Source organism: Nonomuraea sp. NPDC003707, assembly GCF_053587055.1.
In genome coordinates this window covers 15,926-34,942 of the sequence record NZ_JBSFNK010000028.1, presented here as the reverse complement: position 1 = coordinate 34,942, position 19,017 = coordinate 15,926, and the positions used below count along the sequence as shown (strand labels likewise).

The 19,017-nt window shown below is 69.2% G+C and carries 28 protein-coding genes; 15 read left to right on the top strand and 13 right to left on the bottom strand.

Annotated elements, in window-relative coordinates; genetic code table 11:
• The coding region (locus tag ACWDRB_RS47380) for a WD40 repeat domain-containing protein (RefSeq protein WP_449905589.1) at positions 1-269 on the top strand (269 nt) is incomplete at its 5' end.
• Between the two features lie 520 nt (positions 270-789).
• Here the strand turns inward: ACWDRB_RS47380 and ACWDRB_RS47375 are convergent.
• The 4 genes from ACWDRB_RS47375 to ACWDRB_RS47360 form a co-directional block, all read right to left on the bottom strand.
• A complete protein-coding gene (locus tag ACWDRB_RS47375; RefSeq protein WP_449905587.1) occupies positions 790-1,044 on the bottom strand; it encodes a hypothetical protein in 255 nt (84 codons plus the stop codon).
• A complete protein-coding gene (locus tag ACWDRB_RS47370) occupies positions 1,041-1,208 on the bottom strand; it encodes a hypothetical protein (protein WP_449905585.1) in 168 nt (55 codons plus the stop codon). The genes ACWDRB_RS47375 and ACWDRB_RS47370 overlap by 4 nt, the downstream gene beginning before the upstream one ends.
• A gap of 60 nt (positions 1,209-1,268) precedes the next feature.
• Positions 1,269-1,616 (bottom strand): hypothetical protein, encoded by a 348-nt coding sequence (locus tag ACWDRB_RS47365; RefSeq protein ID WP_449905583.1) that lies wholly within the window; start codon positions 1,614-1,616, stop codon positions 1,269-1,271.
• A gap of 148 nt (positions 1,617-1,764) precedes the next feature.
• Positions 1,765-2,448 (bottom strand): hypothetical protein, encoded by a 684-nt coding sequence (locus ACWDRB_RS47360; protein ID WP_449905581.1) that lies wholly within the window; start codon positions 2,446-2,448, stop codon positions 1,765-1,767.
• Positions 2,449-2,758: 310 nt separating this feature from the next.
• Here ACWDRB_RS47360 and ACWDRB_RS47355 point away from each other — a divergent pair, with 310 nt between their 5' ends.
• The 12 genes from ACWDRB_RS47355 (at position 2,759) to ACWDRB_RS47300 (ending at position 11,754) form a co-directional block, all read left to right on the top strand.
• Complete coding sequence (locus ACWDRB_RS47355) at positions 2,759-3,484, top strand: hypothetical protein (protein ID WP_449905579.1); 726 nt, start codon at positions 2,759-2,761, stop codon at positions 3,482-3,484.
• 486 nt (positions 3,485-3,970) lie between these two features.
• Positions 3,971-4,348, top strand: coding sequence for a hypothetical protein (locus tag ACWDRB_RS47350; protein ID WP_449905577.1), 378 nt, complete (start codon positions 3,971-3,973; stop codon positions 4,346-4,348).
• Positions 4,349-4,423: 75 nt separating this feature from the next.
• Complete coding sequence (locus ACWDRB_RS47345; protein ID WP_449905575.1) at positions 4,424-5,311, top strand: hypothetical protein; 888 nt, start codon at positions 4,424-4,426, stop codon at positions 5,309-5,311.
• 20 nt (positions 5,312-5,331) lie between these two features.
• On the top strand, positions 5,332-5,733 hold the full coding sequence (locus ACWDRB_RS47340; protein WP_449905573.1) for a hypothetical protein: 402 nt from the start codon (positions 5,332-5,334) through the stop codon (positions 5,731-5,733).
• A gap of 65 nt (positions 5,734-5,798) precedes the next feature.
• A complete protein-coding gene (locus ACWDRB_RS47335) occupies positions 5,799-6,107 on the top strand; it encodes a hypothetical protein (protein WP_449905571.1) in 309 nt (102 codons plus the stop codon).
• Positions 6,108-6,160: 53 nt separating this feature from the next.
• Positions 6,161-7,255, top strand: coding sequence for a phosphoadenosine phosphosulfate reductase domain-containing protein (locus ACWDRB_RS47330; protein ID WP_449905569.1), 1,095 nt, complete (start codon positions 6,161-6,163; stop codon positions 7,253-7,255).
• A 67-nt stretch (positions 7,256-7,322) separates the two neighbouring features.
• Positions 7,323-8,276 (top strand): deazapurine DNA modification protein DpdA family protein, encoded by a 954-nt coding sequence (locus ACWDRB_RS47325; RefSeq protein WP_449905567.1) that lies wholly within the window; start codon positions 7,323-7,325, stop codon positions 8,274-8,276.
• 17 nt (positions 8,277-8,293) lie between these two features.
• Positions 8,294-8,677: a hypothetical protein gene (locus tag ACWDRB_RS47320; protein ID WP_449905565.1), complete on the top strand. Its 384-nt coding sequence runs from the start codon at positions 8,294-8,296 to the stop codon at positions 8,675-8,677.
• A gap of 86 nt (positions 8,678-8,763) precedes the next feature.
• Positions 8,764-9,309 (top strand): hypothetical protein, encoded by a 546-nt coding sequence (locus ACWDRB_RS47315; RefSeq protein WP_449905563.1) that lies wholly within the window; start codon positions 8,764-8,766, stop codon positions 9,307-9,309.
• A gap of 60 nt (positions 9,310-9,369) precedes the next feature.
• The gene (locus ACWDRB_RS47310) at positions 9,370-10,026 is read left to right on the top strand and encodes a hypothetical protein (RefSeq protein WP_449905561.1); all 657 of its coding nucleotides are present in this window, start codon (positions 9,370-9,372) and stop codon (positions 10,024-10,026) included.
• A gap of 58 nt (positions 10,027-10,084) precedes the next feature.
• The gene (locus ACWDRB_RS47305) at positions 10,085-11,320 is read left to right on the top strand and encodes a phosphatase domain-containing protein (protein ID WP_449905559.1); all 1,236 of its coding nucleotides are present in this window, start codon (positions 10,085-10,087) and stop codon (positions 11,318-11,320) included.
• A gap of 257 nt (positions 11,321-11,577) precedes the next feature.
• Entirely contained in the window at positions 11,578-11,754 is a 177-nt protein-coding gene (locus ACWDRB_RS47300; RefSeq protein ID WP_449905557.1) for a hypothetical protein, read from the top strand.
• 98 nt (positions 11,755-11,852) lie between these two features.
• On the opposite strand, the gene ACWDRB_RS47295 is transcribed toward ACWDRB_RS47300, so the two are convergent.
• Together ACWDRB_RS47295 and ACWDRB_RS47290 are read right to left on the bottom strand one after the other, a co-directional pair.
• Positions 11,853-11,990: a hypothetical protein gene (locus tag ACWDRB_RS47295; protein ID WP_449905555.1), complete on the bottom strand. Its 138-nt coding sequence runs from the start codon at positions 11,988-11,990 to the stop codon at positions 11,853-11,855.
• A gap of 1,274 nt (positions 11,991-13,264) precedes the next feature.
• The gene (locus ACWDRB_RS47290) at positions 13,265-13,699 is read right to left on the bottom strand and encodes a hypothetical protein (RefSeq protein WP_449905553.1); all 435 of its coding nucleotides are present in this window, start codon (positions 13,697-13,699) and stop codon (positions 13,265-13,267) included.
• Positions 13,700-14,150: 451 nt separating this feature from the next.
• Here ACWDRB_RS47290 and ACWDRB_RS47285 point away from each other — a divergent pair, with 451 nt between their 5' ends.
• Positions 14,151-14,372, top strand: coding sequence for a hypothetical protein (locus ACWDRB_RS47285; RefSeq protein ID WP_449905551.1), 222 nt, complete (start codon positions 14,151-14,153; stop codon positions 14,370-14,372).
• A complete protein-coding gene (locus tag ACWDRB_RS47280; RefSeq protein ID WP_449905549.1) occupies positions 14,369-14,683 on the top strand; it encodes a hypothetical protein in 315 nt (104 codons plus the stop codon). Before ACWDRB_RS47285 ends, ACWDRB_RS47280 begins: the two co-directional genes overlap by 4 nt.
• A 65-nt stretch (positions 14,684-14,748) precedes the next feature.
• Here the strand turns inward: ACWDRB_RS47280 and ACWDRB_RS47275 are convergent, their stop codons facing one another.
• The 7 genes from ACWDRB_RS47275 to ACWDRB_RS47245 all read right to left on the bottom strand — a co-directional run bounded on the left by ACWDRB_RS47275 (position 14,749) and on the right by ACWDRB_RS47245 (position 18,899).
• Positions 14,749-15,450: a hypothetical protein gene (locus ACWDRB_RS47275; RefSeq protein ID WP_449905547.1), complete on the bottom strand. Its 702-nt coding sequence runs from the start codon at positions 15,448-15,450 to the stop codon at positions 14,749-14,751.
• Positions 15,451-15,520: 70 nt separating this feature from the next.
• Positions 15,521-15,967: a hypothetical protein gene (locus ACWDRB_RS47270; RefSeq protein WP_449905545.1), complete on the bottom strand. Its 447-nt coding sequence runs from the start codon at positions 15,965-15,967 to the stop codon at positions 15,521-15,523.
• 75 nt (positions 15,968-16,042) lie between these two features.
• On the bottom strand, positions 16,043-16,462 hold the full coding sequence (locus ACWDRB_RS47265) for a hypothetical protein (RefSeq protein WP_449905543.1): 420 nt from the start codon (positions 16,460-16,462) through the stop codon (positions 16,043-16,045).
• Positions 16,463-16,601: 139 nt separating this feature from the next.
• Complete coding sequence (locus ACWDRB_RS47260) at positions 16,602-17,426, bottom strand: hypothetical protein (protein ID WP_449905541.1); 825 nt, start codon at positions 17,424-17,426, stop codon at positions 16,602-16,604.
• 62 nt (positions 17,427-17,488) lie between these two features.
• Positions 17,489-18,223, bottom strand: a complete 735-nt coding sequence (locus ACWDRB_RS47255) for a DUF6573 family protein (protein WP_449905539.1) — start codon at positions 18,221-18,223, stop codon at positions 17,489-17,491.
• Positions 18,224-18,297: 74 nt separating this feature from the next.
• Complete coding sequence (locus tag ACWDRB_RS47250; protein ID WP_449905537.1) at positions 18,298-18,546, bottom strand: hypothetical protein; 249 nt, start codon at positions 18,544-18,546, stop codon at positions 18,298-18,300.
• 92 nt (positions 18,547-18,638) lie between these two features.
• Positions 18,639-18,899 carry a hypothetical protein gene (locus ACWDRB_RS47245; RefSeq protein WP_449905535.1) on the bottom strand — a complete coding sequence of 87 codons (261 nt, stop codon included), beginning with the start codon at positions 18,897-18,899 and terminating at the stop codon, positions 18,639-18,641.
• Between the last annotated feature and the right edge of the window lie 118 nt (positions 18,900-19,017).

The following is a 19,017-nucleotide window of genomic DNA, read 5'->3' as shown; positions in this document are numbered from 1 at the left end:
GAAAACAGCTCGGCAAGCCCCTCACCGGCCACACCGGCTACGTCTCGGCGGTGGCGATCGGTACCCTGAACGGCAAGACCATCGCCGTGTCCGGCGGCAACGGGACGCTGCGGGTGTGGGACCTGGCCACCGGAAAACAGCTCGGCGAGCTCCTCACCGGCCACACCGACAAAGTCTTGGCGGTGGCGGTCGGTACCCTGAACGGCAAGACCATCGCCGTGTCCAGCAGCTACAAGACGCTGCTGCTGTGGAGTTTGGGATCATCGTAGCCGGTCCCTGGACAGATGCTCGGTGAAGTTCTTGGCGCGAATCTCCAGCAAGGTCCATCACCAGGGGTGCTGCTACCCCATCCAGGCGCGGTCTCGCCCCTCCCAACTGACATCTGTTCCGCACGGCTCACTGACACCATCTCCGCGCTCAACACCACGTGAGCCGGTCGGTGTCCGGATGTGTATGTCGGAGTTTTGAGGCAACTGTCCGGAGCCGATGGCGCAAAAGGCGGTCCGTGAGTGCTGGTGGGCCGGCGGCCCGAGCAGTGCCGAGACTGGCTCGGCGTCGGGCGTATATCTCGTCGGGCCGCTCGCACAGCGTGAAGGTGAAGTTCAGCGTCGAGGAGTGCCGGGAAGTAACCGCAGCCGCGACGGCGGCTGAGGTGGCGGTCGCCGCGTACATGGGGGACATGGTGCTGCGCCACGCCCTGGCGATCACAGACGGCGGTTCCGAGGGGGGCCGGCAGGGTGGGCCGTTGATGGGGTGGCCCCGGAAGGGACTCCAGGGCCGAGAGGAAGGTCAGGCGTCCGAATCGGTCGTCTCACGCTGCTGGAGCATCCGGTGGATGACCTCGCGAGCCACACGCGAGTCGAGGGCATGTTCGGACTTGCGGGTCTCCTCGTCGAACACCAGCCAGTAGTCTGCGCGCTGCCGGTCGGAGGTCCACATCGGCTGCGTCCAGATGGTGCCGTCTTGGCTGAAGAGACGGATGTCGTCGGGGTCGACGCGATACTTCTTCGTCAGCTTGGCTCGTGGAGCGCGGTAGACCATCACTCCCCCTGGCTGGCGATAGGCGTGATGCTGAAGCCTGCGCTGGTGAGGGCGTCAACGATGTCCCGCGCGAGTTCGAGGCTCTCGCTCTCGAAGATGTCGGGGCACTCATCCGCCTCATGGATGACTCCAGCGATGAGCTCGGTGGGGGCGGTGTCGTCAGCCATCTCGGCTCCTTACGTTCGTCGGGGGAGGGGAGGCCCGGGGGTCGTACCCGGGCCGGAGGTTCAGGCGACTCCACCCATCGCGGGCAGGAGGGGGCGGATGTCGAAGTCCGGGTCGATCTCGGCCAACTCCCAGGCGGCGTCCATGAGTTCCTGCTGAGCGGCGTGCACCGCGTTCAAGCGAGCGGCGATGTTGGGGTTGGTGTCAGCGCGGATCATGGCCAAGCCCATGACGTAGTCGTTGGTGGAGGTGGTCTTGCTGAAGACACCGAGGGTGATGCGCAGGTGCCGACAGGACTCCACGAACTTGCGCGAGGTGACACGAAAGGCCAGCTTGGCGTCCCAGAGGAGGAACTCGTGGGTGTAGGTGCCGTCAGTGTTACGGGCGCGGCTGTCGGCGGTGGTGGTCATATCTCGTTTCTCCTTGGCGCGGGGCCTGCTCGGGGTTCTGTTGATCAGCAAGGGAGGGGCGGGGTCGCCGTCCATGGCGGCCTCCACCTGACTCCGCCTGAGGGGTGCGTGACTCGATGTCGCCGGCAGCGGAGTGGGGGCCGATGTGTCACATCCCGGCCCGATACACATCTCCAGCGATGAACCGCAGATGGGCACCGGGAAAGTCGTCCAGGACCCGGGCCAGGTGCTTGGCGGCATGCCACACGCGATCACCGTCCATGTCCCACTGGCAGCGGTCGCAGGAGATGATTCGGTGCGTCCCGCTGTGAGCATCGCTCCGGGAGTCCACCCGGATGTAGGCGGTGTACCGGCCGCGGGGGTCGACGAGAGCGCCGTGGTCGTAGCGGTACAGCTCGGCCTGTGCGAACGGCGACGGCTTCACCCGATTCCGGATGGCCTCCATCCACTGCTGGTAGGCGTGGGCCGGGTGGCCGGTCAGCGGCTCCCACTCCAGGGTGATGGCGTCCTTACGCAGGCGGGACGGCTTGTCGCGATAAGACCCGTCTTCGCATATCACGTCCGCAGGGACGACCGCGCGGGCGACGACATCTTCCAGCGGGAGGCTCTGGACGTACCCGGCGAGCACCACCTCGTAGGTGTTGGCGGTGTGGGGGCGGGTCCACAGGTGGCCGTCGTTTTGGACGATCCAGCCGTCGCCCTCCGGGGCCCACTCGGGGGCATGCAGGGTGGCGGGCAGGGTGAGGATCGCGGTGGCGGCGTGCCGGTCGCTGATGGGGCCGGAGTGCTCCATCAGCGAGAGCATGCGGCGGTGGATACTGCGGGCGTTCATCTCACTCCAAGTGCATCTTTCGTGGGCAGATAGGCCGCAAGGCCGGAGAGCAGCTCCCCATCTCGCAAGTAATAACATAGGGGTTGTTTATTTCATTGGCAAGCGGATGTGTCGACAACATCCGCGCGCGCGAAGCTTTGAAGCCTCGCCTCACCCGCTCGCGAGACGGCTTAGCACCAGATCGGTGTCCCGTTGCCTTTCGTTGTGCCACTGGCCGTTCTCGCGGGGGGAGCGGGCGCACCTTGCCCCCGTCGAATCAATCCAGCGATTCCGCTTGCAGCCGCGCCAGCCCGCACGATGAAGTTCCGATATGGAAAGCCCCGATCAGGAGCCGGAGAACCCGGGCCAGCCCGAGAAACTGGACGAGGAGCCGCAGGGCCCGCCATCCCTGGTCGAATACTCCACCGGCCGCCTCACCGCCGCTCAGGCCAACGCCGTCATCCAATGGCGGGCGCGCCTGCAGGAGGACCGGCCCTTGCCCGGACAAGAGCCGAAAGGGCCGATGCTCCGCCTGATTGGGCTCGACGACCGGCCGCCCGCCTCCTGCTCCGACGTGATCGCTGCCGCCGTCCAGGAGCTACTCGACCTGCGGCCTCCCGACGACCTCGCCGTCGCCCGTTACGCCCACCGCGCCGCCACCGCGCAGAAGGCCGCAGGACAGGGCGGGCCTGTCAGCGAGCACGCGACCGTCCACCAGCCCGTCACGTTCTACCTGCCTGAGGGCCTCGCCGCCCGCTACGACGCGCTGCGCGCGTCCACCTTCCGCACCGTCGATGAGCTGATATGGGAGCTCCGCGGCGAAGCTCGGAAGATGGAAGACGGCGCGCTCTGGCTGGTCAAACGGTTGGCCGAGCTTGGCCTACCACACAAGGCCTTCCGGATCACGGGCGGCGTGATCGCCCGCATGGCCATCGACCACGTGCGCCGCCGCAAGCCGGATCGGGTCGTCGCAGCCGCAGTCGACTACGCGGCCGAGGCGCACGAGCAGCCGCACCGCGCCCGCCGGGACATGCACACCAAGCTGAAACGCGGCTGAACGCGGCGCGGGCGCGGGCGCGGGCGCACCTCAGACTTTCGATATCGGAACTTCCTTTCGCCGGCGGCTGTGATGGCGGTGATCAAGTGGGTGTGCGTGGCGTCGCCGCTCATCGTCTTCGTGACTGTGTACTGCTCCGTGATCGAAGCCCGTGCCGGGGCGCACCGCGGGGGAACGTGAGGTTGGGCGGCTGGCTTAGCGGCTGAAGACATTCATGACGATCCTGTGGCTGGTTGCGGCGGGCATTCGGCAGGCCAAGCCGGCCGGAGGCGGGGCCGCTTGACATGGCTGTGCTGGCGCTGCTCGTGGACATCCTCGCGGGGAGGGCCGCGGCTAGATCGCAGAGCTTGAGGCGCTGTTCCACGAATCGGGATCTTCCGACTAGACAGCACAATAAACAACCTATATGCTTTTATATGTGAGCGGCGAGGGGGAGCGGTCCCCCGGCCTGCTCGATCAGCCCCAGGAATCACGAAAGGACCATCCATGGCCATCGACTTCACCGCGCGCCCCTACTTCGGCTACCTCCACAACGAGCTGACCGCCCTCGACTTCGCCGACCTCGGCCGCGACCCCGAGGAGCTGGGCGGCTACGACACCGTGTTCACCCGCGTCTACCAGGGGTTCGGCTTCCACGTGGAGATCCACGAGCAGGACGGCGACGTGACCCTGCGCCAGTTCGGCCCCGGCGAGGAGGCCGAGGGCAGCGACACCTACCGGGACGGCTCCGAGTCCGACGTGAAGTTCGACCGCCGGATGCACCCGGCGATCGTCATGGGCGCGATCGAGGCCGCCGCGAAGCTCGGCAAGGACACCGACCGGCTGTACGCCGACCGCCTGTACGCGGTCCCCGCCGTCGCCTAATCCGGCCCGTCCTCCGGTCCCCGCCCGACTACTCCCGGGCGGGGACCACCCTCCCCACGCCTGGAGCGCATCCCCGTGACTGACGTCACCCTGCCCATAACCGTGGCCAAGGCCCGCGCCGCCCTGGCCACCGCCACCCAGTACGAAGAACCGGACGACGACCCGACCCCGGTCATGGTGAGCAGCTTCTACGGCTCGCTCGCCTGGCGGCTCACCGGCCGCGTTGAGATCGGCTACTTCAAACAGATCGCGGACACCTACCACGAGCACACAGTCGGCCACATCACCCGCAACCCCGGCGACGGCCCCCGCGTGGCCGCCCTCATCGCCCCCTACCACGAGCACATCGCCAACAACGAGCTCGACGAGGCCGCCAATACCCGCCGCCTCGCGAAGCTGCTCGAACACCTCGCCTTGGTGGACCCGGACATGCTCGTTGTCATCCCGGACCACGAGTACGACGACAAGGCCCGGTTTGTGCCGCTCGGCAGCATGGATTACGAGTTCTACGACCCTGAGGGCGACTACCACCCTGGCACGTGGGGCTACGACCCTGGGGACGGCCCTGCGGTGCTTGCCCTCTGGCCCGCCAGCTCGTTCACCCCGTCCCCGCCCCCGGCCACGCCTACCCCGCTCGCTCCGGCCAAGCCCACGCCGCCCGCCCCAGCGGCCTGGTTCATCCGCCTCGCGCAGACGGAGACCTGGACCGACGAGTACGACAAGCCGCACCGCATCGCCGCCATGACGCCCCTGCAGGCGTACTCGGCCCTGTCCTGGCTCGACATCCACGCCCGGCGGATCTCCTCCGACGTCATCGACTATCTCCTCGGCAACTCCGCCGAAGCCCTCATGACGAGCCCCGCCCGCGCGCCGCTTCTTGAGTCCGCCGTCGCCGTTGCCGACCCGCGCGGCTGGATCGCCTCCACCCCTCTCGCCCTCGCCCTCGCCGTCAAGGCCGCCTAACCCCGGAGGAATGCTCCCTGATGTACGCGAACTGGTACGTGCGCCTCGACGACGAAGAGACCTGGATGGACGAGCAGGGCATCGAGCACGACATCGCCCGGATGAGCCCCCGCTACGCCCGCAACCTCCTCGTATGGATCGATCGGCAGCGCGAGGGCATCGTCCAGGCCGCCGTCAACGCCCTCCGCGACGTCCCGATGCCGTCGATCCACACCCAGGCGTACGACGACGTGTCCCGCGCCTGCGACGACGAGGCCGCCGCCATAACGCGCAACCCGCGCGCCTGGCTCGCAGAAACCCCGCTCATCCAGGCCCTCACCGAGGCCGCCACCCCCTACATCGCCCGCAACCGGCAGCCCAAGCGCCACCTCCGCGCGGTGCCCCTCTCCTCGACCGCGCGCCACCTCTACCCAATCCGCTGACCCCGCATACCGCCCCGCCCACCCCGGGCGGGGCTCAACCCCTCACCCCTGAAAGGCACACCTCAATGATGTCCACCAAGATTCGCGCTACTGGATACGCCCTGCTTGCCGCCATCGTCGTCACCTACGGACTCGGCATCGAGGCCCTCGTGATCGATGACAACCCCGGGGCCGCCTACGCCTTGTTCTGGGCCGCCTGGTGGATGCTCATCGGTTGGCGCCACCTGAACAAGATCGACCAGCTCCGCGCCGAGCGTGACCTTCACGCCACCACCCTCAAGCGGATGGCCACCTTCCTCACCGAGGACCAGCTCACGGGGTTCGCCGACCGGGTGGGACGGACCGCCACACGCACACCCAACTCCGACGCCTGACCCCCTCCCCGCCGGGCGGCCCCTCCCCGCCCGGCACCCCTGAAAGGTTCCCCGTGCAACTCCTCCTGGACGCCCCCGAAGTCGAGTCCGAGCCCCCGGCCCCGGCCGAGCCGCCCGCGCCCACGATGCCCGACCTGCTCGCGCAGGACCTCGTGGTGATCGCGTACAGCACCGGCAAGGATTCCATGGCGATGCTCGCCTACGTCATCCGGCAGCTCCGCGCCGCTGGATACACCGGCCGCATCGCCATCGTGCACAACAAACTCGGCGTCACCGACTCCGGCGAAGACGTCGAATGGCCCGGCGTCGAAGAACTCGGCCGCGAGCACGCCGCCAAGTACGGCATCCCCTTCTACGCCGTGAGCCGAGAAAAGGGTGGCCTGATCCACCAGCTCCTCCGCGAGCGCCGCCGCTGGATGGGCGAGCGCACCCGCTGGTGCACGGCCGACCAGAAGACGCTCCAGGGCATGAAGCTGGTCACCCGCCTCGTGCGGGAGATCCGCGACGAACTGGGCATCACCGACCGGCCCGTCCGCGTCCTTTATTGCCTCGGCCTGCGTGCTGAGGAGTCCTCCGGCCGGAAAAAGCAGGAGCCCATCGTTGTGGACAAGGCCCGCTCCAACCGGACCCGCACCATCACGCGGTGGCTCCCGATCCACAGGTTCACGGTCAAGCAGGTGTGGGACGAGATCAAGGCCGCAGGCATGCGCCCGCACGCCGCCTACTCGTGGGGTATGACCCGCCTCTCGTGCTCACTGTGCATCCTCGCCAGCGTCGATGACCTGATGCTCGCCGGAGCGCTGCGGCCGCGTCTGCTGGACGACTACCTGCGCGCTGAGTACGAGATCGGCCACCGCTTCACCTTCGCCCTGTCGATCGCCCAGATCCGCGCCGCTCTCGATGCCGTGCGCATGGAGCGCGACGACCAGGCCGCCGACGCCGCCGACGAGATCGCGTTTCTCCGCAAGCAGACCCGTCAGATTGTCCAGGAGCAGAACGGCCTTCGCACCGGCACGTACGTCCGCACCGGCCTGCCGAAGCGATGGAGCGACGACCAGGTGGAGAAGCGCACCCACGCCCGCGTCGCCCAGCTCCTCACCTCCGCTCGCCGCGCTGTCACGCTCGCCGACCAAGCTCTCGCCGCCTGACCGCCCCCGCCCGGGCGGTGCCACCGGCGCCGCCCACCCCTCACCACACCCAGGAAGGAGGAACACCGTGATCTGCGACGACGAGCGCGACTTGCACTTCTACCTCGGCAGCCACCGCGCCAACTGGATCACCACCGCGCCCGACGATGTGTCCCTGTTCCTTTCCCACCGGGTGCTCCGCGAGTACAAGACCCTCCCCAAGCTCCCCGAATGGCCCGCCGGACGGCACATCGCCATCGACTCCGGCGCCTTCACGGAGCTCAACCTGTACCACCAGTTCGTCACCCCGCCCGACGAGTACATCCGCGCCCTGGTCCGTTACGACGACGAGATCACCGATCTCGACTGGGCCGCGCCGCAAGACTGGATGTGCGAGCCGTGGATGCTCGCCAAGACCGGCCTCACCATCCGCGAGCACCAGCGCCGCACCGTCGAGAACTTCCTCCTCCTCACCGAGCTGTGGGACAAGTACGGCACCCACCCGGAATGCCCGGTCATGCCCGTAATCCAGGGGTGGACCGTGGACGACTACCTTGCCTGCGTCGCCCTGTACGAGGAGAACGGCGTCCGCCTCGCTGAGGACTACCCGATCGTGGGTGTCGGCTCCGTCTGCCGCCGCCAGGGTTCCCAGGAGATCGGCGACATCTTCCGCACCCTCGCAGGGTTGGATCTCCCCTTGCATGGCTTCGGCGTCAAGCTCGCAGGCATTCGCAAGTACGGCCGATACCTCGTGACAGCCGACTCCATGGCGTGGTCGTACGCCGGACGCCGCACCCCAACGCAGTGCGGCTCCACCACGCACAAGAGCGAAGCCAACTGCCAGGCGTTCGCCTTGCAATGGCGCGACCGCATCGAGGAGGCCGCCATCGCGGCCAAGCGCGAGATCTACACGCCCGACCAGCTCGACCTGTTCCCCACCCCGGCCCGCGCTGCCAAGCAGCGCGCCCCCAAGCCCGGCCACCAGGTCAACTCGAACCTGCTCGGCCAGTCCGACCAGCTCGACCTGTTCCTGGCCGCCTGACCCCTCTGGAGATCATCGTGACCACCACCGCTGCCCTGCGTACTCGCACGGCCGATGAGCTGGCCGACTTCATTCTCACCCGCACCCGCGTCCGGGTCTTCAACCCCGACATCCCGAGCGACTACATGCACGGCACCATCGCGGCCATCACCAACGGCGGCATGCTCCTGAACGTCGGCAACGGCTTCATCGCCCTCCCGGCTTCCGCCCCCATGAAGCCCTGGCCGACGAAGCGCGTCCGCGTCTACCGCGTCCTCGGCGCGAACGGCGTACCGCGCTGGACGTGGTGCGCGCTCTTCAACGACCTGCCGGGCCGGCCCATGCGCTACCCCTTCCGGTCCTGGCGGGAGGCGATGGACAGCGCCCTTGGATGGCTGGAGCGCACCAAGGGCCTGGTGTAGAGCCCGCCAGCCTGCCCCTGACCACCTTGACCCCACCACCAACCCCCGCCCGGCCGCGCCGGGCGGGCCCACCCGAGGAGAGATCCATGAGCCACCCCCAGCCCGCCGACGACGTGCGGACCCTCATGAACAGCGAGCTGTACGCGCACCTGCATGCCGCCGTGGGCCGCCTGCTCGAACACCAGAAAGAGGCCATCAGCGGACGAGCCTGCCCCTGCGACATCAACCCGTGGGATAGCGGCACCGAATGCCCCTACGGGCAGGAGGTCGCCCAACTCCACGCCGAAGTCGCCGACCGCCCCCACGTGGTCATCCTCGACGTGGCCGGCCCCATCCCCGGCGTTGTGTCCGTCAAGGTGCCGAACGGTGAGGTGGCCATCGACCCCCGCAACCGCGACGTCATCCTCATCCAGGTCCTCGGCGGCATGCAGCGTCACATCCGCTGGAAGTGGCAGGACGCGGCCACCACGGGCGAGGCCCTGGTGACGGTCGCGCACGCCGCCCGCGACGAGCCCGACCCGGACAAGGTGCAGCAGCTCGCCGCCCTGATGAGCGACTTCGACGACACCAACCTCGTGGCCATGGCCCGGCACCTGCTCGCGTCCGGCGTCCAGGTGCCCGACGCCTCCTGACCCTGCCCGCACTGCCCGCCCGGCCGGACGCCGGGCGGGCCTCCCTCTGGAGACATCACCGTGACCGACCACGCTTCACCGGCCGCCGAGATCCGCGCCCACCTCACCACCTGGAGCAAGCGAGCCGCCGAAGCCCGCCAGGCCACCATGACCGGCCACGACGAGAGGGAATGGTTTCCCTGGTACGGCGTCGCCCACCGGGTGCCTGACCACGACGCGCCGCCCGTCACCCCTGACACCGTGTTCGGCCTCATGACCGGCCCGCCCATCAAGGACACCGGCCAGGCCCTCGTGGCGCACCACCGGTACGGCCACGACCACGATGAGGACTGGTACGAAGCCGACTTCATCGCGGGCCCGCTCGATGCCCGCTTGGCCGCCTGGATCATCCTCACCGGCCCCGACCTGGCCGACCCCACTGTCGCTCTGCTCGCTCTGCTGGCCGACGCCATGGAAGCCCACAACGCCACGGAGCAGCACGTAGCGCCCTTTCCCGACGCGCCCCGCCATGGCCGCGTCGTGATGGATGGCCACAAGCAGATCCGCCTCGACTGGACCGCAGCCCTGGCGCTGGCCCGCCGCCTCGCCGAGCCCGCCGCCGTGCCCCTCACGCCGCCCGTCTGCAACGGGGCCTGCACTACCGCCGCCGACCTCGGCGCGGACGAGTACGGCGACCTGATCGCCTACGCGCATCCCACCTGCCCCTTCCACGCCTAACCCGCCCGCACTTCCCGCCCGGCCGCGCGCCGGGCGGGCCCCTCCCGAGGAGAACCCCGTGAACCGCGACCACCTCGTCCAGGCCGTGGGCGACAAGCTCAACGAGCACTGGCCGTACCTGCTCAACGACGGCGTCCAGTACCGCGTCGCCGTGGATGCCCTCGGCGCCGCCCACGAGGCCGGCGCACTGCCCGCGGCCGACCGCGAGCACCTCCGCGAGCGTCTGGACGACGCGCTCGCCAAGCGCGAGGCGTACGCCGCGGCGATGCACGAGCTGTTCGGCGGGATCGCCGCCGCCCGCGACGCCCTCAGCCAGAGGAAGAAGGGCAAGCCGGTCGATTGGCAGTTGCTGGAAGACCGGCTCGTGGGGAAGGTGGCCTACGCCGACGAACGTCTCGGCACCCGCCCGGCCCGTGAGGCGTCGGAGCTCCGGCAGCGCGCCGAGGACGCCGAGCGGGAAGCCGCCGAGCTGCGCGCCGAACTGGCCGCCTTCAAGGCCCGGCCTGCCTTCCACAACGGCCGCCACCAGGCCAACCTCCTGCAGACGTTCACGGAGATGATCGTCGAGTTCGGCAGCGACCCTGCCAAGGCCGCCAAGGCGGTCATGAACTACGCGCAGGTCGGCTTGCACGCGGCCGAACGCGAGACCGCCCGCGCGCACCAGCTCGCCGAAGTCGTACACACCAGCTACGGCAGGCTGAACGCCGCCCACATGGAACTGCAGGCGCGCGTCGCCGAGGCGATCGACCTCATCGGTGAGTACGACGGCCCGGAAGCGCCGTTCGAGCACCACCCCAAGTGGGCGCACGTCCGCTACACCCTCACTACCCCCAAGCCAAGGGCCATCGCCGAGCAGATGGCCCCGGGCGAGGACGCCGGACTGCCGCTCGCCGTGGTGGTCGATGTGGACGGCACCGTCGCCGAGAAGGGCGACCGCGACCCGTTCGACTGGGCGCGCGTCGGGGAGGACACGCCCGTCTGGCACGTGATCGAGACCGTGCGCGCCCTCTACCACCGCGGCTACCGGATCGTGGTTATGTCCGGCCGGTCCGACGAATGCCGGGCGGCGACCGCCGCGTGGCTGAACGCGCATCTCGGCGTCCCGTGGGAGGACCTGCACATGCGGGCCGCCGGCGACTACCGGAAGGACGCCGAGGTCAAGACGGAGCTGTACGAGACGCGCGTGCGCGGCCAGTACGACGTCCGCATGGTCATCGACGACCGGCAACAGGTAGTCGATGCCTGGCGTGCCCAGGGGTTGCCCGTCTTCCAGGTCGCACCCGGTGACCTCTGACCCGCTCCGCGACACCGAGGAGGAGTTCCTCCTTCTCGACCAGGCCGCCACCGAGGGCACCCCGGCGGCGGCCATGGGCCCGATGTCTCGGGTGCTGACACCCACCTGGGCCCACCAAGTCCCTGCTCCACCGCCGGGGCGACAAGTGCCGCCGCAGCCAGCCCCGCCGCCGACGCGGCCACGGGCGCGGCCACCCTAGCCGCGCCTGGCGGTACGTGATCGGACAGATCGACCTCTTCACCGGCAAGGAGACCACTATGGCCCCGACCGCCGACATCGCCACCGTGTTCGTCGCCGACACCCTTGACGAGTCCGGCATTGACGTCACCACGCGCTACGGCCAGGACGACCGGCCCGAGGTGACGCTCATCCTCGAAGGGAAGCCGTTCCGCCTCCACATCACCCAGCTCCCCGAGGAGCAAGACAGCAACTGACCAGACCAGGACGGAACGTATCTACAACGTAAAGGCGGCCGCCCCGAACACCCCGGGGACGGCCGTCTACGGCATGGGCTATACGCCACGATGCGGCATCAGCCGATCATGAAGGTCATCGCAGCGCCGTGCTGGACAAGGACGACCACGACGACCACGACGACGATGGCGCCCCAGACGAGCCGGACGACCGGCTTCGGCACCGTGACGTTGAGGGTGATCCCAAAGAGCTCCAAAGCGAGTCCTTCCCTGCGGGCATGCGCCCGCGTCGGTACCTGACATGTGGCCGGACCTGGGGCAACTTGCAATGGACGCGCTACACTGGAGTTGCCAAACACCTGGTAGTCGGCGTCCAGGGCCTCAGGCCCGGCCGATACCCAAAGGCCCCGCCCCTCTTGACCGGAGGTCCGGGGCCTTTCGGCTGTGTCAGATAATACTGCGCCGGGCATCGGGATAGTGCGGTTTCCCTATAGAGTCGCGGAAAACCCGACCAGCCCTCCTGACCTGTCTAAACGCTACCATCCGACTTCCATTCGAGTGGTACCACTCGAATGGGGGTGGCGGCGTTGTGCGACATGATGACGCATTCTGGTACAGCTGTCGGCGACAGCTTCGCCGTTATGTTTGGGCTCTTATTTTTCGCAGCGGATACCTCAGTCAGTTAGTCACTGATTTTGTCGTCCATTTTCTCGCGCATTTTCTCACGCGATTTGTAATCCGAGCAGTGTCGCTGCTGGTTGGAGGTGTGGTGTCCCGTGAACGGCTCTGCGTGGCACTCTGGGCCACGCAGGGTCGATTCGGGACATGATGGGCGCCGTTCCGCGCTCATCGAATCGAACATATGTACGTACGGGAATGTGCTGGTCACGGCGTGCGATCCTGGTGTTATGGCTGTAGCACCGAACGCCCCCATCGTCGTACCCCCCGGCTACACCCGTGAGGACCTCCACACGTGGTCTTTCGCCTGCGCCACCAACCACCACCGAGAGTGCAAGGGCCGGCGGATCAACCCTGACCTCGATTGCGAGCCCGACAAGACGACGCTGCCCTGCGAATGCCCCATCTGCAACCACCAGCCGACCCGGCGCGGTCGACCCCGCAAAGAGCAGCCCTCCGAATAGCCCGATCATGCCGCTGGCCGGGGCGGCGCGACGTTATGCGAAGCCACCTGCTCCTCATCCCGGCGTGATGCTGCGGTCGGTGAGTGGGAGGTGGCGCGGTGTATGCCCCGACACCGGATGTGCCAGATCGTCCCTACACGCGGGCCCGCGCTCTGCTGGACGCCCCACGCCACGCTCCGCGGGCTGGGCGCCGGGGATGAGACCTGCACCAGCTGCGGCACTCCGCCGGACCCACCTGGGCGAGGGAGCGCGAGCCTGCTAGTGCTGATGGCCAAGTCCCGGCACAAAAGACCGAGAACGTGCATCGGTGCCTTCCGCGCCTCGCCGGAAGTGACCGCCGCGGTCACCAGTCTGCTGGGTCCCGGCGGCCGCCTGCGGTGAAAGGGTTGTCAGTCCGCTTCCTGATCTGCGGCGTCCTGGCACAGGACCATCCGCAGGGTGGCGATGTCGCGGACGTAGGCGGCGGCCTTCACCTGCTCTTGTTCACTGGTGTTGCCGTGCTTCCACGCGAGCTGTTGCTCCCAGTCGGCCAGCGCCTTGGTCGGTTCGTTGCGCAGGTTGGCGGGAGCGTTGTTCAGCTGGTCCTCCAGCACGTCGGCGTGGTGGTGATAGACCCGGCCGGCGGTGTCGCCGGAGAATCCGCCGATGTCGTTGGCGACCCGCCCGCGGTCCCGGATCAGCGCGGCGGCCTCGACCAGACGGTCCTGCAGCTCCCGGTCGGCCTCGGAGAAGTGTTCGCCCCGCAGCGTTGAGGTGTACTTGGCGTTGCTTACGCGGACGGCGGCGCGGGCGCGTTTGGCAGCGGTTGACTGGTGCTTGGGCATCGCGTGCTCCCCATGCCGACAGCCCCACGCGCGTCGTCGGCCACACGTATGCCGAAGAACAGGACTGCGCGGGCCCCAGGAGACCTTGGCGTCGCGGCCCGGACGGCGTGGGCGTTCAGGCTCGGCGATGGGCGTACGCGGCTTGCCGGGCCTCGATCTTAGCTTCCTGCCCGGTTACCGGGGTGGGATTCAGGGGGCTCCGGAGACCTTGACACGGGGTATTACGTGCGGGTGGTGGTCGAGGCGAGCCTGCACAACGGGCCGAACGGGCCGCGTTGGTGGTATCGGATGACGCTCGCCGAGGGGAAAGGGTACGAGCTGGCCCGCGCGAGCAGGTGATGTCGGTCCCGGCCGAGGAGATGCGCACGCTGCTGCCCGGCAACGAACCGCAGCCGGACGGGAAGGCCGCGACGTTCGTCCCCCCCGGACGTCGTCGCCCCGAGAGATGTCGATGCGCCGGCGCCCGGCCGGGCGCGCGTTGACGGGCGTCTGCTCCCAGTCGCATCCGTGGCTCACCTCGCCGGAACCTGCCGTGCCGATCGAGCGGCCTACTCCGGGGTCGGCAATGCGGCGGTTCGAGGCGTTGAAGGCGCGCGTGGCCGAGCTGGAGGCCCGCGACGTGATCGAGGTGTCCTCGTTCGCGAGCGAGGAGCCGCGCGTGGTCGAGTTGTGAACGAGCTGCACGCCTACCCGGTCGGGGATCTGATCGAGCACGACGTGTCCGAGCGCGATCAGGGCCGCGTGCACGGACCGGAGACGCGGCCGGTCGCCCCCGATGGCGGGTCGGTCGGCTGGCTGGTGATGCATCACTCGCTCGACGGGCGCAAAGCGTTGGAGCGGCTGGGGGGTTGTGGCCGGCGGGTGGACGCTGGCAGGCTGCCCAGCATGATCAGACACAGCGACACGGGCGGCTGGACGGCGAGCGTGGGTGGCGGCGTCCGCCGCAGCACGGGCGGCATGCGGGCTCACATGGGCGGCTGGTAGCCCTCTAGACAGCGAAGGGCCCGAACCCCGGCAGAGGGGGGTTCGGGCCCTTCGTCGTGTCCGGCCTACGCCGTGGCGGTGCCGCGGCGGGCGAGCATGCGCGCCTTGCGCACCTCGTCGCCGGGGTTCTCCCAGTAGTGGAAGCCGACGCCGACCGCCCACCACCGGCCGTGGAGGCGCTGGCCGACACCGCACCAGCGGCAGCCGGACGGCGCGGGCAGCCACAGGCCGGAGTCCACGCCCATCTGGGCGAACGCGAGCGCCAGGTCCGCGCGGCGGATGATTGGCACGTTCTCGCCAGGGCACACCATCAGGATGCCCGTGCGGGGCTGGCCCGCCTGGAGCGGGCCGATAGCGTCCCACCAGACTTCGGCGTGGTGGGCGTACCGGCGGACAGCGGTCACCTGTGCGTACAAGCCGTGAGCCCGGACATAGACGTGCTGCAGGTGGTCCACCTCCTTGACGTCCAGCTCGAACACGTACGGCGGCAGCGTCTCGGTGTCCTCGACGGTCGGGGCGGACCGTCCCGAGAACGTCATCGTGCGGTGCGGCGGCTCGCCAAGGTAAGTGACCACCTCCAGCTCCCAGCCGGGCGACAGGTGCGGGCGGATCGCCTCGAAGTAGGCACGGGACAGGCTGCCCACGCCAACGCCGGGCCGGATGCACAGCTCGATCCGATTGAGGCTGATGTGGGCGTGGTGCTGGTGGGGGCCGCGCTCGTCGAGCTGGGCGGCGCGGATGATGTCGGCAAGCTGCGAGTAGTTCACTGGTGGCTCCTCTTCCTGGGGCTTCGGCGGGGAAGTGCGAGCCCGTACCGCACGGGCCCGCACAGGTGGGTCAGATGTTGGTGGCCAGCACGCGGTGGCAGCGCGGGCAGAGCGGCTCCAATTCGCCGCTCTCCCGGTTGAGCTGCTCGGTGACGTTGACGATGGTGCGTCGGCACTCCAGGCACACGCCCGGAGGGGCCCATGCGGGTTGGCTGCCTTCCACGAGCGGCGCGAACTCTTCGGGCAGCTCGTGGCCGGAGTCGCGCACCGCGCCGGGCAAGGCCCGGTAGAAGCCGCGATCCGGCAGGGCCAGCAGTCCGCCCGAGGTCTGGTCCTCGGCGATGGTGGGGCCCTCAAAAGTGGTCTCCTTGCAGGTCCACTCCTTGTCGGGCGTCCACACCCATTCCAGGGTGGCGCGGTCGGGGGTGAAGCGGCGGCCGGTGTGCGCGGTCATGACGGTGGTGTCGGTGAAGTTCAGGCGCACGAGGAGGCGGGCGGCGGCGTAGGCGTGGTTCATGCGGTTCCCGTTCGGGTCGCAGGGGAGTGGGAGGAAGGGGCGCGGGTTCGAGGTGTGTGGCCCGCGCCGGGCGGGTCAGGTGCCGGAGACGGCTTCGTGGTGGCAGTCCTGGCAGAGCAGCACGACTTCGCCGGACTGGTGGTTGCGCTGCTGGGCGACGTTCATGGGGGTGCCGCACTCCGAGCATTCGGCCGGGGGAGTCCATGCCGGGCGGGTGACCTCCACGAGCGGCTCCAGATCCCTGGGCAGATACGCGCCCTGCTGCGCGGCGAAGGGCTCGTTGAAGGGGATCGCGCGGAGGTGCTCGTCGTCGTACGGGCCGGTCACGTCGGCGTGGGTCCAGCCCCAGCCGTCGAGGCGGGGCTGCCACACCCAGTTGACCTCGATCGTGTCGGGGTAGAACATGCGGCCTTCCGGGTTCGGCACTGGGTCCGCGTTGCGCAGTCGGAGGCGGGTCACGATGTGGATGGCGGTGAACACATAATCCAGGTCCACGGTGGTCTCCTGAGGCTTGGGGCCGGGGAACCGCTCCCCGGCTCACAAGTAAAAGCATATGAGTTGTTTATATTCTTGGCAAGTGGGTGATCAAGGGGAGAGGCGCGGGCCGGGGCTGCCCGGCCCGCGCCATGGCGGATCAGCGAGTTAGCGCCGTACGGTGCCGGCGGCCGTGCCAGGCGAAGTCGAGACGCCGAGCAGCCGGGGCCGACGCCGGGCGCGGCCAGGACGGGCGACGCCGAGCGGGCCCGCGCTGCACGGCCAGCCGGCGGATCGGGCGACGCAGCGCGGTGCGGCGGCGCGGCGCGGTGTGCGTGACGGCCTGGCGCTCGACGGCCGGGGCCACCTCGGTGGCGTCGTCGTACGTGGTGACGTCCACGCCGTTCAGCGTCACCGTGCCGTCCGCCTCGTACGTGTAGTCCGGGCGGGGGCCGTTGATCGCGTCCCACACGCTTCGGACCGGCCGGGCGGCCCGCTCCCGGTAGCGTCGCCGCTCCTCCTCCTCGGCCGCCTCCAGCCGCGCCTGTGCTGCCTCCCAGAAGGCGTCCGCCTCGGCGCGGTGGCGTTCGATGCGTGCCTCCCACGCGCGGTGGCGGCGCGTCGCCTCCTCCCCCTGGTACAGCGGGCGCAGCGCCTCCTTCGGGTCCTCAACAGCCGGGACCGGCCGCACCGTCTCCCATGCGGCCAGGCCCTCACGCCCGTCCGCCGTGGCGACGACGGCCGCGCCGTCCAGCTCCAGGAAGCCCGCCCGGATGAGCGCCCGCACGCGGTCACGCGACACGGCACGCCCGCGGCCGCCCTTCCGGCCGGTGCGGTAGAAGCCCTTCGCGTCGGCGTGCAAGGTGCCGGCGCACGCCCACGCCACGGCGTCGGCGTGCGCGACCGTCCAGCCGAGCCGGGCGGCCTGGTCCTCGCGCCGGAACTGGGCGCGGATCTCCTCCAGGGTGGGGACCTGAGTGTTCATGGTGGTCTTCTCCAAGGGTGTCGAGAGGGGTGGCGGGCCCGTGCGGGCCCGCCTGAGGGGGGTCAGGCTTCGCTGGGATGCGAGATGGTGATGACCTGCTGGCCGTTCACGGTGGATACGGCGGCGTGCAGCGTGGCCATGCGCGGCGTGCGGCGGCGGCGCTCCCGGGGCGTCCGCAGCAGGTGGACAGTCGTCCGGCGGTGGCCGCTCGGCATTACCGCGAGCGTGTTGCGGGTCATGATGAGCACGTCCCACAGGCGGCCGGTCTCGTCTTGGATGGTGCCCTTGCGCCGGTTGTCGGCGTCCGTCCAGGCCACGCAGTCCTCCCACGCGGCTCGGGTGAACGCGACCGGGAACCGGATGCCCGCCTCCCGGGACAGGACGCCGGGGGCCTCGACCAGGTCGCCGGAGGCGATGCGGTCGGCGCGGGTCGGGGCATCCACGGGCAGTTCCGAGGCGAGCGCGAGCACGATCCGGCTACGCGGGTCGTCGGCGTCGTTGAGCTGGATCGTCAGACCGGTCTCGAACCGTTCGCCGTCCTTGCGGTGGCGGGCCACGCTCAGCGGGGCGCGCTTGGCGTCGTCGCCCGCCACGTTGGCGACCTCGTACGCCTCCCGCAGGAGCAGGTGGAGCCGGTCGTCGAAGTCGTCGCCCTCACGGATGTCGAGGTTCTCGACCAGCCGACCCCACACGGCGTGAGTGATCTCGACGTCGGCGTCGAACGTGCCCGCGTAGTGCGCGACGTAGTCGGGGACGACCCAGACGGCACCGAGGTCGGTCATGGCGGTGGAAATCACGGGATTACCTCCAGAGGCGAGAGAGTGAAGTCAGGGGAGGGGGCGGCGCGCTGCGCGCCGCCCGGGGCCGGGGCTCAGACGCAGCCGGGGCAGTGGGGGCACTGCTCGGGCTCGTCGCCGTCGGGGGAGAGGTAGACGTTCGCGTACGCGATCGGGCACACCCAGGCGACCGGGTTGCCGGGGCAGCAGTCGGTGTAGGCGTCGCCGTTCAGGTCCTCCAGGACGGATACGTCCGTATTGCCGCACGTCGTGCACGCGGGATCTTGGAACGGCCGGAAAGTGGTCGCAGCGGGCGCGGGGGCGGCGGGCAGGGCGATCGACACGGCGATGATCCTTCGGGGCTTCCTGGGGCGTTTGTGAGCTTTCGCGGGGTTCCGGGCGGGATGACCGCTCATCCCGCCCGGAACCGGGGCGGCTAGCAGTAGTCGCAGATGGCGATGACCTCGCCGCTGTACTCGTACCTGACCGTGTTGGTCGTGACGTCGGCCCCGCAGCGCTCGCACAAGGACAGGTCGCCGTTGTCCAGGGCCTCGTCGATCAGGTCGAGCAGGTCCGCGCCGGTCGCGTCCGCCGCCTCGATCCAGCCCTGGTCCTGCATGAGGGTCCGCGCTCGGGAGACGGCTGCGGGGGAGAGGGTGGTTGCGATGGTGGCGGGGCGGGTGGCGACGATGGTCATGCTTTCCTCCTGGGGCTTTGCCGATGACCGCTCACCGACTCACAAGTAAAAGCATAGGTGTTATTTATCTTCCTGTCTACCGGTCGATCATGTTGACGAGAGAATAAACAGCACCTAC